Source organism: Streptomyces sp. HSS9-12, assembly GCF_054963655.1.
Genome location: NZ_JBUEGC010000005.1, coordinates 107,970 through 121,154 on the forward strand (window position 1 = coordinate 107,970; position 13,185 = coordinate 121,154).

The 13,185-nt window shown below is 72.2% G+C and carries 10 protein-coding genes; 8 read left to right on the forward strand and 2 right to left on the reverse strand.

Going from position 1 to position 13,185, the window contains the following annotated elements; genetic code table 11:
• Positions 1–7: 7 nt before the first annotated feature.
• The 4 genes from ACY34J_RS04495 (at position 8) to ACY34J_RS04510 (ending at position 5,347) form a co-directional block, all read left to right on the forward strand.
• Positions 8–2,230: an acetyl/propionyl/methylcrotonyl-CoA carboxylase subunit alpha gene (locus tag ACY34J_RS04495; RefSeq protein WP_462725159.1), complete on the forward strand. Its 2,223-nt coding sequence runs from the start codon at positions 8–10 to the stop codon at positions 2,228–2,230.
• Between the two features lie 505 nt (positions 2,231–2,735).
• Positions 2,736–3,905 carry an acyl-CoA dehydrogenase family protein gene (locus ACY34J_RS04500; protein ID WP_462725160.1) on the forward strand — a complete coding sequence of 390 codons (1,170 nt, stop codon included), beginning with the start codon at positions 2,736–2,738 and terminating at the stop codon, positions 3,903–3,905.
• Between the two features lie 42 nt (positions 3,906–3,947).
• Positions 3,948–4,736: an enoyl-CoA hydratase family protein gene (locus ACY34J_RS04505; RefSeq protein WP_462725161.1), complete on the forward strand. Its 789-nt coding sequence runs from the start codon at positions 3,948–3,950 to the stop codon at positions 4,734–4,736.
• Positions 4,724–5,347: a TetR/AcrR family transcriptional regulator gene (locus ACY34J_RS04510; RefSeq protein ID WP_462725162.1), complete on the forward strand. Its 624-nt coding sequence runs from the start codon at positions 4,724–4,726 to the stop codon at positions 5,345–5,347. The genes ACY34J_RS04505 and ACY34J_RS04510 overlap by 13 nt, the downstream gene beginning before the upstream one ends.
• A gap of 55 nt (positions 5,348–5,402) precedes the next feature.
• Here the strand turns inward: ACY34J_RS04510 and ACY34J_RS04515 are convergent, their stop codons facing one another.
• Positions 5,403–6,506 (reverse strand): citrate synthase 2, encoded by a 1,104-nt coding sequence (locus tag ACY34J_RS04515; protein ID WP_462725163.1) that lies wholly within the window; start codon positions 6,504–6,506, stop codon positions 5,403–5,405.
• A gap of 566 nt (positions 6,507–7,072) precedes the next feature.
• Here ACY34J_RS04515 and pdxH point away from each other — a divergent pair.
• Together pdxH and ACY34J_RS04525 are read left to right on the forward strand one after the other, a co-directional pair.
• Positions 7,073–7,702, forward strand: coding sequence for a pyridoxamine 5'-phosphate oxidase (pdxH, locus tag ACY34J_RS04520; protein ID WP_462725199.1), 630 nt, complete (start codon positions 7,073–7,075; stop codon positions 7,700–7,702).
• 445 nt (positions 7,703–8,147) lie between these two features.
• Positions 8,148–9,623 carry a PAS domain-containing protein gene (locus tag ACY34J_RS04525; RefSeq protein ID WP_462725200.1) on the forward strand — a complete coding sequence of 492 codons (1,476 nt, stop codon included), beginning with the start codon at positions 8,148–8,150 and terminating at the stop codon, positions 9,621–9,623.
• 13 nt (positions 9,624–9,636) lie between these two features.
• Here the strand turns inward: ACY34J_RS04525 and ACY34J_RS04530 are convergent, their stop codons facing one another.
• Complete coding sequence (locus ACY34J_RS04530) at positions 9,637–10,392, reverse strand: SIS domain-containing protein (RefSeq protein WP_462725164.1); 756 nt, start codon at positions 10,390–10,392, stop codon at positions 9,637–9,639.
• A 201-nt stretch (positions 10,393–10,593) separates the two neighbouring features.
• Between ACY34J_RS04530 and ACY34J_RS04535 the strand changes: the two genes are divergently transcribed.
• Positions 10,594–11,286, forward strand: coding sequence for a metal-dependent transcriptional regulator (locus tag ACY34J_RS04535; protein ID WP_462725165.1), 693 nt, complete (start codon positions 10,594–10,596; stop codon positions 11,284–11,286).
• Between the two features lie 612 nt (positions 11,287–11,898).
• A complete protein-coding gene (locus ACY34J_RS04540) occupies positions 11,899–12,765 on the forward strand; it encodes an alpha/beta fold hydrolase (protein ID WP_462725201.1) in 867 nt (288 codons plus the stop codon).
• Positions 12,766–13,185: the final 420 nt, after the last annotated feature.

The following is a 13,185-nucleotide window of genomic DNA, read 5'->3' on the forward strand; positions in this document are numbered from 1 at the left end:
ATCACCCGTGATCGAGTCTGTCCTTGTCGCCAACCGCGGAGAGATCGCCCGCCGCGTCTTCCGTACCTGCCGCGAACTGGGCATCGCCACCGTGGCCGTCCACGCGGACGCCGATGCGGATGCCCTGCACGTACGGGAGTCGGACGCGGCCGTACGGCTCCCCGGCAACGCTCCGGCCGACACGTATCTGCGCGGCGACCTGATCATCAAGGCTGCCCTGGCTGCCGGCGCGGACGCCGTTCACCCCGGCTACGGCTTCCTCTCCGAGAACGCGGACTTCGCCCGTGCCGTCGGCGACGCCGGGCTGGTCTGGATCGGGCCGCCGCCGGAGGCTGTCGAGGTGATGGCGTCCAAGACGCGGGCCAAGGAGATCATGGCCGCGGCCGGGGTCCCGCTGCTGGCACCGGTGGACCCCGACCGGGCCACGGCCCGGGACCTGCCCCTGCTCGTGAAGGCGGCTGCGGGCGGCGGCGGACGCGGCATGCGGCTTGTGCGAGAACTGGCAGACCTGCCAGCCGAGTTGGCCGTTGCCCGCTCGGAGGCGGCGTCGGCCTTCGGTGACGGCGAGGTCTTCGTCGAGCCGTACGTCGAACGCGGCAGGCACGTGGAGGTGCAGATCCTCGCCGATGCCCATGGCACGGTCTGGGCCTTGGGGACGCGCGACTGCTCCCTCCAGCGCCGCCACCAGAAGGTCATCGAGGAGGCCCCGGCACCGGGGCTTTCCGAGGAGCTGCGGAGCGAACTCCACGGCGCTGCCGTAGAGGCTGCCCGCGCGATCGGTTATGTGGGCGCGGGAACGGTGGAGTTCCTGCTCTCGCGGGACGGGCGGCCGTACTTCCTGGAGATGAACACCCGTCTGCAGGTGGAGCATCCCGTCACGGAGTGCGTGTACGGCGTTGACCTGGTGGCCCTTCAACTGCGGGTGGCCGAGGGGCACCGGCTGGCCCCGGAGCGGCCGTCTCCGCATGGCCATGCGGTAGAGGCCCGCCTGTATGCGGAGGATCCCTCGCGGGAGTGGCAACCGCAGACGGGGGTGCTGCGGAGGTTTCATTTCCCGGGAGTTCCGGGTGCGGGCTGGGGTGTGGTGCCGGAGCCGGGGCCTCCGGGGGTGGGGTCCTGGACTGGGCCTGCTCGGGCCTGGCGGCCCTGCAAACCCTTTTACGTCCAGGACCCCACCCCCTACGACCCCGACTCCTCCCGTAGCCACCCGGCCGTCCGGGGTGGCGGGCCGGTCGACCCGGTTCACGGTGGTTCTGGGGCATATCCGGCGGGTGGGGATGGCGGGATGTCGATCGACTCGCTGAATGCCGGGGGACTGCGGGTGGACTCCGGTTACGGCGACGGGGACGTCATCGGTCCCCAGTACGACCCGATGCTCGCCAAGGTCATCGCCTGGGCACCCACGCGCGCGGAGGCGGTCCGCGGCCTGGCCAAAGCCCTGGAGAAGGCCCGTATCCATGGCCCGGTCACCAACCGGGAGTTGCTCGTACGCTCCCTGCGCCACCCGGAGTTCGCGGCGGACCGCCTGGACACCGGCTTCTACGACCGCAACCTTTCGGAGCTGACGGCCCCTGGACACGAGTCCGCCGAGCGAATCGTGGCCCTGGCCGCGGCCCTTGCGGACGCGGCGACGCGGATGAGTGCCACCCGCGCGGTCTCCCGGCTCGGCGGTTGGCGCAACGTGCCCTCCCGACCCCAGTCGAAGCGATATCGCTCCGAGCCGGACGGCACCGAGCTCGAGGTCCGCTATCGCCTCACCCGAGACCGTCTGGTGACCGACGACTTCCCGGACGTACGGCTCCTGGAGGCCCATCCAGCCCACGTGGTCCTTGAAGTCGAAGGGATACGCAGGGCCTTCGACGTCGCCGCATACCCCGGTACTCAGCATCCGCAGGTGTTCGTGGATTCGGCACTTGGGGCGTATGCGTTCACTGCCCTACCCCGCTTTCCTGACCCCACCGCCCGTACCGAGCCCGGGTCCCTCCTCGCGCCGGTGCCCGGCACGGTGGTCCGGGTCGCGGACGTGGCCGTGGGGGATCGGGTCGAGGCCGGGCAGCCACTGCTCTGGCTGGAGGCGATGAAGATGGAGCACCGCGTCTCCGCTCCCGCCGCCGGCACGCTCACCGCCCTGCACGCTGCCCCCGGCCAACAGGTGGAGGTCGGCGCCCTGCTCGCGGTCGTAGCCGACGATGCCTCGCCGGAACAGACCGGCACCCGGCAATGGACTTGAGGAGACGGGGTCGTAGGGGTGGGGGTCCTGGACGTAAAAGTGTGTCCAGGGCCGCCAGGCCCGAGGGCGCGCAGTCCAGGACCCCCACCCCGGAGGCCCCGGCTCCGCCCCAGGCCCGGCACTGCCCCGCAAGCAGCCGAGCTGCAGACGGCCGCGGCTCGGCGTACGAACGCCCCGCTCCGCCCCAGGCCCGGCACGGCCCGCTCGCCGTCCACGTACGGCGTCCCGTACGGCCCGGCACTGCCCCGCAAGCAGCCGAGCTGCAGACGGCCGCGGCTCGGCGTACGAACGCCCCGCTCCGCGCCAGGCCCGGCAGCGCCCGCTCGCCGTCCACGTACGGCGTCCGGTACGGCCGGGCACGGCCCCGCAAGCAGCCGAGCTGCAGACGGCCGCGGCTCGGCGTACGAACGCCCCGCTCCGCGCCAGGCCCGGCACGGCCCGCTTGCCGTCCACGTACGGCGTCCCGTACGGCCCGGCACCGCCCGTCCAACAAAAGGAGCCGCACATGCCCCCCGTCACCACCACCATCGAATCCGACGAGCACCGCGCCCTGCGCGCCGCCGTCGCCGCGCTCGGCAGTCGCTACGGCCGCCAGTACGCCGTCGATGTCGTCCACGACGGCAAGCACCCGGACGAGCTGTGGGCCGAGGCCGGCAAGCTCGGCTATCTCGGCGTCAACCTGCCCACCCAGTACGGCGGCGGAGGCGGCGGCATCGCCGAGCTGTCCATCGTGCTGGAAGAGCTCGGCGCCGCCGGCTGCCCGCTGCTCATGCTCGTCGTCTCGCCTGCCATCTGCGGCACCGTCATCGCCCGCTTCGGTACCGACGAGCAGAAGCGTCAGTGGCTGCCCGGTCTCGCCGACGGCAGCCTCCGCATGGCCTTCGGCATCACCGAGCCCGACGCGGGTTCCAACTCGCACCGCATCACCACCACCGCCCGCCGCGACGGCGAGGACTGGATCCTCAGCGGGCGCAAGGTCTTCATCTCCGGTGTCGACATCGCCGACGCGACCCTGATCGTGGGCCGTACCGAGGACGCCAGGACGGGCAAGCTCAAGCCGTGTCTGTTCATCGTCCCCCGCGACACGCCGGGTTTCGGCCGCCGCCCGATCGACATGGAACTCGCGGCTCCGGAGAAGCAGTTCGAGCTGACGCTGGATGATGCGCGGCTGCCCGCTCCGGCGCTCGTCGGCGACGAGGACGCCGGTCTGCTGCAGCTGTTCGCGGGGCTCAACCCCGAGCGCATCATGACGGCCGCCTTCGCGCTGGGCATGGGCCGGTACGCCCTCTCCCGCGCCGTGGACTACGCCCGCACCCGGACCGTGTGGAAGGACCCGATCGGTGCCCATCAGGCCATAGCCCACCCCCTCGCCCAGGTCCACATCGAGCTGGAACTGGCGCGGCTGATGATGCAGAAGGCCGCCCACCTCTACGATGCCGGCGACGACATGGGCGCGGGCGAGGCCGCGAACATGGCGAAGTACGCGGCCGCCGAGGCGGCCGTGAAGGCCGTGGACCAGGCCGTGCACACCCTCGGCGGCAATGGCCTCACCCGTGAATACGGCCTCGCCTCCCTCATCACCGCGGCCCGGGTCGCCCGCATCGCGCCCGTGAGCCGCGACATGATCCTCAACTACGTCTCGCACCAGTCCCTGGGCCTGCCCAAGTCCTACTGACCAGGCCAGTACGGTAAGGCGCGCGAAGGGAGTTCCAGCCATATGCACGAAGCAGCAGCCACAGAGCAGAGCGGACGCGTGGTGCGGTGCAGTGCCGAGCGCGGCATCACCACCCTCACCCTCGACTCTCCGCACCATCGCAACGCGCTGTCGGCGCGGCTCGTCGGCGAGCTGTACGAGGCGCTGGCCGAGGCCGCCGAGGACCCTGGCAGCCGGGCCGTACTGCTCACCCACACCGGAAACACCTTCTGCGCAGGGGCCGACCTGTCGGAGGTGAGTGCGTCGGACGGCCCGACGGACGCGCCGCTGGGGCTCGCCCGGCTGCTGCGCACCATCGTCGAGCTGCCGAAGCCGGTGGTCGCGCGCGTCACCGGGCACGTACGGGCGGGCGGCTTGGGCCTGCTCGGTGCCTGCGACATCGCGGTGGCCGGACCGGGCGCGAGCTTCGCCTTCACCGAGGCGCGCCTTGGTCTCGCGCCCGCTGTGATCTCGATGCCGCTGCTGCCCCGCCTCGATGCGCGGGCCGCCGCCCGCTACTACCTGACCGGCGAGCGGTTCGGGGCGGCGGAGGCGGCCCGGATCGGACTGGTGACGATCGCGACGGACGGCGCCGTCGACGAGGCGCTGGAGCCGGTCCTCGACGGGCTGCGCAAAGGCTCCCCGCAGGGCTTGGCGGAGTCGAAGCGGCTGGTCACCGGCGAGGTGCTGCGGGTCTTCGACCGGGACACCGAGGCCCTGGCCGAACTGTCCGCCCGTCTGTTCGCCTCCGGTGAGGCCCGCGAGGGGATGACGGCCTTCCTGGAGCGGAGGGACCCCGTATGGGCGCGGTGACCGCCGGGCCCGCCCGGGGGTCGGCCCCCAAGCAGGACCGCAGCCGCGCCACCCGGCGGCGGCTGCTGGAGGCCGCCGTGGCCTGCCTGGCCGAGCACGGCTGGAGCGGCAGTACGGTCACGGTGGTCGCCGAACGGGCCGGTGTTTCGCGCGGCGCGGCCCAGCACCATTTCCCGACCCGCGAGGACCTGTTCACCGCAGCGGTCGAGCACGTCGCGGAGGAGCGCTCGGCGGCGCTGCGGGAACTGGTCGGGACGCTGCCCGAATCCCCGTCCCCGGCCCGTACCCGGGCGGTCGTCGAGGCGCTGGTCGGGCTCTACACCGGCCCGCTGTTCCGGGCGGCGCTGCACCTGTGGGTGGCCGCCTCGAACGAGCCGCAGCTGCGTCCGCGGGTGACGGACCTGGAGGCGCGGATCGGCCGGGAGACCCACCGCATGGCGGTGGAGCTGCTCGGCGCGGACCAGAGCGTGCCGGGGGTGCGGGAGACCGTGCAGGGGCTGCTGGACATGGCGCGCGGCCTGGGGCTGGCGAATCTGCTCACGGACGACGGCCCGCGCCGCGCGGGCGTGGTGGAGCAGTGGGCGCGCATTCTGGACGGCGTCCTGCGGTAGCGGACACCAACCGCGCCCCGACCCTGGAGGCCGAGGCGCGGACTGAGGCGGGGGCTCAGCGGCGGACGATGTCCTCGTAGCCCTCGATCTCGCGCGGGCTGCGCGGCCCGGGGCCGACGTAGCGCGCGGAGGGGCGTACGAGACGGCCCGTGCGCTTCTGCTCCAGGATGTGCGCGCTCCACCCGGCGGTGCGGGCGCAGGTGAACATCGAGGTGAACATGTGCGCCGGGACCTCGGCGAAGTCCAGCGTGATGGCCGCCCAGAACTCCACGTTCGTGGCCAGCACGCGGTCCGGACGCCGGTTGTGCAGCTCCTCCAGCGCCGCCCTCTCCAGCGCCTCGGCGACCTCGTAGCGCGGGGCGCCCAGCTCCTTGGCCGTACGCCGCAGCACGCGCGCCCGCGGGTCCTCGGCGCGGTAGACGCGGTGGCCGAAGCCCATGAGTCGCTCGCCCTTGTCGAGGGCCCGCTTGACGTACGCGACGGCGTCGCCCGTGCGTTCGATCTCCTCGATCATGCCGAGCACACGGGACGGCGCGCCGCCGTGCAGCGGACCCGACATGGCACCCACGGCACCGGACAGGGCGGCCGCCACGTCGGCGCCGGTGGAGGCGATGACCCGCGCCGTGAAGGTCGAGGCGTTCATGCCGTGCTCGGCGGCCGAGGTCCAGTACGCGTCGACGGCCTTGACGTGCTTGGGGTCGGGCTCGCCACGCCAGCGGATCATGAACCGCTCGACGATGGACTCGGCCTTGTCGATCTCCTTCTGCGGAACCATCGGCAGCCCCTGGCCGCGCGCCGACTGGGCGACGTACGACAGGGCCATCACGGCGGCGCGCGCGAGGTCCTCGCGCGCCTGGGCCGCGTCGATGTCGAGCAGGGGTTTGAGGCCCCAGACGGGGGCCAGCATGGCGAGGGCGGACTGCACGTCCACCCGGATGTCACCGGAGTGAACGGGGATGGGGAACGGTTCGGCCGGCGGCAGGCCGGGGTTGAAGGAGCCGTCGACCAGCAGACCCCACACGTTCCCGAAGGAGACCTGGCCCACCAGGTCCTCGATGTCGACCCCTCGGTATCGGAGCGCGCCGCCTTCCTTGTCGGGTTCGGCGATCTCCGTCTCGAACGCGACGATTCCCTCGAGTCCGGGTACGAAGTCGGACATCAGGCGGCTCCTCAAGATGTGGTCGACATGCGGCTTGTGACCGAGCTGTCAGGGTTGACTACGGCGCCGGGACGGCTACGCGGCCGCCGCGTGCGGCTCGCGGCCGTATCAGTCACCCCGGTGATGCCCCGCGAGGGTGGTGCTCACCCCGCCGCGGCAGGACAGGGTCCGTGAGGGGTGCCGGGCCCTGCGTACGGTCGTGCCGCGATCATGGACGGTTGTTCACCGGTCGATACAGGTCAGTACAGGGCGGACGATATCTCGCTCTGTCCTTACGCCGCAGCGGTCCGGCGCACGATTGTGGCGGGTTGGGCAGCCGCGGGGGAAGCGTGAGATGCGGCACAGCTCGCCATTTCCGTCGGGGAGGGTTAGGGCGGATCAGGCGGGGGCAGACTCGGCTGGCGCCCGAGCGCGCTCGACGGGTGGCGGCGCGGGAGCGAGCAGGGTGACCGTGGGGCCCAGCGCGGGAGTCCGCACCGCACATGCTGCAAGATAACCCCGTGCCTCACGTCGACCCGGAACACCCGATCGCAGCAACGCCCGTACGCTCCCTGGACCCGGCTGCCATGCGCGAGCACTACCGGGCGGCGGGGCTGGTAGAGGTGGACCTGGCCGCGGAGCCGATGGAGCAGTTCGCCCGCTGGTTCGAGCAGGCCGCGGCGAGCGGGATGTTCGAGCCCAACGCCATGGTGGTGTCCACGGCCGACGCCGAGGGGCGGCCCAGCTCGCGGACGGTGCTGCTGAAGCAGTTCGACGAGCGCGGCTTCGTCTTCTTCACGAACTACGGCTCGCGGAAGGGCCGTGAACTGGCCGCCAACCCGTACGTTTCGCTGCTCTTCCCGTGGCACCCGATCGCCCGCCAGGTGATCATCGGCGGCATGGCGGAGCGGATCGGCCGCGACGAGACGGCCGCGTACTTCCGTACTCGTCCGCACGGGTCGCAGCTGGGTGCGTGGGCGAGCCGGCAGTCGTCGACGGTGGCCGGCCGGGCGGAACTGGACCGCATGTACCGGGAGCTGGCGGACCGCTATCCGCCGGGGGAGCAGGTGCCGGTGCCGCCGGAGTGGGGCGGCTTCCGGGTCCGCCCGGAGACGGTCGAATTCTGGCAGGGCCGGGAAAACCGCCTCCATGACCGTCTCCGCTACGTCCGTACCGAGGAGCCGGGCGGCTGGACGATCGAACGCCTCTGCCCGTGACGCTGCGCTGAGCATCTCCGGTCCGCCGCGGTCCGCCTGCGGGCGGGGAGAGCCCGGGCCGGAGGCGCGGGGCGCGTTCGCGGGGCGGCCGCAGCGGCGAGCGCGAACGCAGACGACCCGCGAGCCTGACCCCAGCGCCTGGGCGGCGGATGGGGGCCGGTCGGACGTACCGGCAGCTCGCGGGTCGGGTGACTGCTTGGGATTGGGCCGGCGGCACACACACGTGTGCATCCGGCGGTGCGCAGAGCGCGACGACGGACCGCTAGCCCGCAGCCACCTCACGCGTCCGGATTTCATACATCTGCCGAACCACCTCCCTTCTCGTGTACGGCACACGCTAGGCACCCGCCCCGCCGTGCACAACCGCATTTCCGCCCCGCACCAATTTCCGGGAACACGCTGTGGGCTGCGTCACGTTGGACTTGAATGATCCGACATGCAGCACATGCAGCCGTCCAGCAGGAGGTGCCAGGTGACTGCTTCCCGGCCGCCATCCGGCCCCGCGCGCGCCGCGGACTCCGGCGCCCCCTCGCGGCGCGGTTCCTCCTCGCCCCCGTCGGAGCCTGACCCGGAGCCGTCGGCGCCCCCGACCGACTGCGACGATTCCGACCTGCTCGCCGCGCTCCTGGACGGCATGGACGCGGCGCTGTGCGCGTTCGACGCCGACGGCGTCATCACCCACTGGAACCGGGAGGCCGAGCGCATCCTCGGCTGGACGGCCGAGGAGGCCGTCGGCCGCCGCGGCTTCGCGGGCTGGGCGGTGCGCACCGCGGACGCGGACGAGGTGCAGGAGCGGCTGCTCGGTGCGATGCGTGCCCCCGGTCGTCAGGTCCATGAGTTCGCGCTGGTCACCAAGGACGGCGGCCGTGTGCTCGTACGTACCCAGTCCGGGGGCGTACGCGGCGCCGACGGCCGCCCCGCGGGCGTCTACTGCGCCTTCAGCGAGGTGCACGCCCAGATCGACCTGGAACGGTCCATCGCACTGAGCGAGGCGCTGTTCGAGGACGCGGCGTGGGGCGTCGTCCTCATCGACGCCGATCTGCGCCCGGCGGTCGTCAACGCCTACGCGGCGCGTGCACTGCGCATGGGGCGTACGGAGCTGCTCGGGCGCCCCCTGGGTGACCTGCTGTCGCATGGCGTGGAGGAACTGGAGAGTGCGCTCCAGCACGTCCTGGCGGAGGGCGCGCCACCCGAGCCGTCCGAGCTGTGGGTGACCCTGCGGGGCAAGGCCGAGGGCGGTTCCGGCGAGCTGGTGGAGAGCGAGCGCCGTTGCTGGCGCAGCGGCTTCGTACGGCTCGCGTCGCCGCTCGCCGAGGAACCGGTGCCGCTGGGTGTCGGCTGGTTCTTCCACGATGTCACCGAGGCAAGGCAGCTCGAGCAGGAAGGTGCGCTGCTGCGCTTCCGCGCCAACCAGCTGCACCGCGCGGGCCTGACCGCCGCCGAGTGCGAGGACCCGGCGGAGGCGGCGACGGTCCATCTGGACTTCGCGCTGGCGGGCTTCGCCGACCATGTGCTGCTGGACCTGGTGGCGGGTGAGGACCCGGTCCGGCTGGTCCGGGCCGCGAGTACACCTGCCGGGCCGGGCGGCCCGTGCTCCCCGGTCACCGGGGGCCGTATCCCGGTGCGGTACGTCCAGGGCCATCCGGCACTTCAGGCAGCGGAGCGCACCGGGTCGGTGCGCGCCAGCGCCGGGCTCGCGGACCGCGCGACGGCGGAGCAGTGGGCACGCACCCGCCAGTGGCCCGCTGACACGGTGCACGCGCTGTGCGTGGTGCTGCGCAGCCGGGGCCGGACACTGGGCGTGGCGACGTTCCTGCGCTCGGCGAGCCGCCGCCCCTTCGAGCGCGCGGACGCGGCGTACGCGGAGGACGTCGCCGGCCGCGTCGCCGGTTGCCTGGACCTCGCCCACCCGCCGCGCTGAGCGCTGCCGCGGGTCAGCGTCGGTAGAAGATCCGGTCCGCGTACTCGGCGAAGACCCGGGCGTTCCACTCGTGCCCGCCGTCCACGTTCCCGGACCGCAGCAGGGGCGGCGTGATCCCGCGAGCGGCCAGCTCGCCGGATGCCGTGGCCATGACGGCCTGCATGATCGCGCTCGTCACGACCGTCGACGCGGGCGCGAAGGGTGCCTCGATGCCCTCGGCGGTCAGCTCCGCGTCCCCGATCGCGATCTTGCTGTCCAGGACCAGGTCGCAGTGGTCCTTCAGATAGGTGCCGGACGCGTGCCGTGACCGCGTCTCCTCCGCGTACGCCACCGAAGTCACCCCGATCACCTTGAGCCCCAGCGCCCGGGCGCCCATGGCCATCTCCACCGGCAGCGGATTCCGCCCGGACAACGAGATGATCACCAGCAGGTCCCCGGCCCGGGCCGGGCTGGTCTCCAGTACGGCCGAAGCGAGGCCGTCCACCCGCTCCAGTGCGCTGCCGAGCGGGGCGGGTACGACGTCGACCCCCGTCGCACCGGGGACCGGGAGCAGATTGGCCAGCGCGAGTCCGCCCGCCCGGTAGACAACGTCCTGGGCGGGAAGGGACGAGTGCCCGGCCCCGAACACGAACAGGCGCCCGCCCGCCTCGACGGTGTCGGCGACCAGCGCGCCGGCCGCGCCGATATGCTCCGCCTCCTCGTCCTGGACCCGCTGCAGCAGGCCGATGGCGGCGTCTAAGAAGTGCCTGGCGAGCTTGCTCTCGCTCATCGCTGCGGGGCCCTCTCGGTAGGGGGACGGCACGCGGGCTTCGGCCCGGATTTCCACCGGTGTCCACCCGGGTGGCGCGGATCACGTTGCGGTCTGGACCACTTCGCTGTCAATACCGTGTTGGCGGACGGGGTCCGGTTGTCAGCGGGATGCGTCAGAATTGGGTGCAGGGCCACCGCACGACATTCTCGAGGGGCACGCATGTCCGGACTGATCGACACCACGGAGATGTATCTCCGCACCATCCTGGAGCTGGAGGAGGAAGGTGTGGTCCCCATGCGCGCCCGGATCGCGGAGCGGCTCGACCAGAGCGGCCCGACGGTGAGCCAGACCGTCGCGCGGATGGAGCGGGACGGCCTGGTCCAGGTCGCCGGGGACCGGCACCTGGAGCTGACCGAGGAAGGCCGCCGGCTGGCGACCCGCGTGATGCGCAAGCACCGCCTCGCCGAGTGCCTGCTCGTCGATGTGATCGGGCTGGAGTGGGAGCAGGTGCACGCCGAGGCGTGTCGCTGGGAGCACGTGATGAGCGAGGCGGTGGAGCGGCGCGTGCTCGAGCTGCTGCGTCACCCGACCGAGTCGCCGTACGGGAATCCGATCCCGGGCCTGGAGGAGCTGGGCGAGAAGGCGGAGGTCGACCCGTTCCTGGACGACAGCATGGTGAGCCTGGCGGACCTTGACGCGGGGTCGGACGGCAAGACCGTGGTGGTGCGGCGAATCGGCGAGCCGATCCAGACGGACGCCCAGCTGATGTACACGCTGCGCAGGGCCGGTGTGCAGCCGGGCGCGGTGGTGAGCGTGACCGACTCGGCGGGCGGTGTGCTGGTCGGCAGCGGCGGGGAGGCCGCGGAGCTGTCGGCGGACATCGCCTCGCACGTGTTCGTCGCCAAGCGCTGACGTCTTGCGCGTCGTTGGACGCCAAGACGGACAAAACCTTACGTTTTGTTGAGCCCCCTGAGTCCTTTTCAGGGGGTTCAACTCCTTTATTTCGCCAGTTGCTGCCAACTGGCGGAATTTCGCCCGCCCTGAATCGCGTTGGAGGGGCAGCGGTTTGGGCCCAAGCCGTGCCACGCTGTGGCATATGGCTGGGGGGTTTGCGCGGCCTGTCGCTGGGGTGGGGAGGGGTGTGATGGGCCCGTTGAACGGGCGCGGCGCCTTATGGAGGGGGCTGTTGGCGGCGATGGTCCTGATGCCGCCTGTGGCGAGGGCCCCGGAGCGGTCCTTAGGTGGATCCGCGGCCGGGGCCTCACCTCCCCATGCTCCCCCGGTGGCGACCCGGAGCCCCGAGCTCTCAGGGTCGGTCCCGGCAGGCCCTCTTCCCTGCAGAGCCCGCCTTCCGCTAGCTGTCTCCCCTTGGGCGGGCACGTCTATCCCCCCACGCAGTCACTCGAACGAGGGGTGTTGTGTGGCAGACCCCTCTGTTCGAATGCAGGTTCGATAATGTGTCCGTGACCGAACGGACGAACTGACGAAGCGAAGCGGCCGGAAGGAATGGGGGTGCGAAGACACATGGTGCGGCGCATCGACGTGACCGGAGCCGATGGCTTGCGGCTCGCAGCCTGGGAGTTCGCCGATCCGCCCAAGGGCGGGGGAGACGGGGAGCGTGCCCCCGGCGTGCTACTCCTGCACGGCCTGATGGGCCGCGCCTCGCACTGGGCGGGCACCGCCCGCTGGCTCTCCGCCCGCCACCGGGCCGTCGCCCTCGACCAGCGCGGCCACGGCCGCAGCGAGAAGCCCGCCGACGGGCCGTACAGCCGCGAGTCTTTCGTCGACGACGCCGAGGCCGCCGTCGAGCAACTCGGCCTCGCCCCCGTCACCCTGATCGGGCACGCGATGGGCGCCCTCACCGCCTGGCAGCTCGCGGCCCGCCGGCCCGACCTCGTACAAGCCCTGGTCATCTGCGAGATGAGGGCCTCGGCGCTGGGGGCGCAGTCGCAGCGTGAATGGGAGCAGTGGTTCACGTCGTGGCCGGTGCCGTTCGCCACGCTCGCAGACGTCCGCAAGTGGTTCGGCGAGGACGACCCTTGGCTGGAGCGTCCCCGGCCCGCCCGCGGGGAGTTCTACGCCGAGGTGATGGCCGAGCGCGCTGACGGCTGGCGCCCGGTCTTCTCCCGCCGCCGGATGCTGACTGTCCGGGAGACCTGGGTCTACGACGCGCACTGGGACGAGCTCGCCCAAGTCCGGTGCCCAGCCTTGGTCGTCCGTGGTATCGACGGGCAACTGGGCCGGGCCGAGGCCCAGGAGATGGTCCGCGTACTGCCGGGCGGCGAGTACGCCGAGGTCCCAGACGCGGGCCACCTCGTCCACTACGACCAGCCCGAAGCCTGGCGCGCGGTCGTGGAGCCCTTCCTGGAACGGACGTTACCAACGCTCTAACCGGCTCAGCGGACCCCACCAAGGCGGGAGGGCGCTTCAACGACGTGCGACGTTCCGCAATCGGCATCCCGTTGACGGGCACCGGCACTCGCCGACGAGGCGGGGGGTGGGCGGGGGTCGGCATCCGCAGACACCAACGACGTGCGACGTTCCGCAATCGGCATCCCGTTGACGGGCACCGGCACTCGCCGACGAGGCGGGAGGGGGCCGGGGTCGGAGGGGTGGGGGTTCTGGACGTAAAAGCGTATGCAGGGCCGCCAGGCCCGAGGATGCGCAGTCCAGGACCCCCACCCCGGAGGCCCCGGCCCCCGGCACCCATCACCGGGCCGCGCACGCAACCCCGGCACCCGTCACCGGGCCGCGCAGGCAACTCCGGCACCCATCACCGGGCCGCGCAGGCAACCCCGGCACCCATCACCG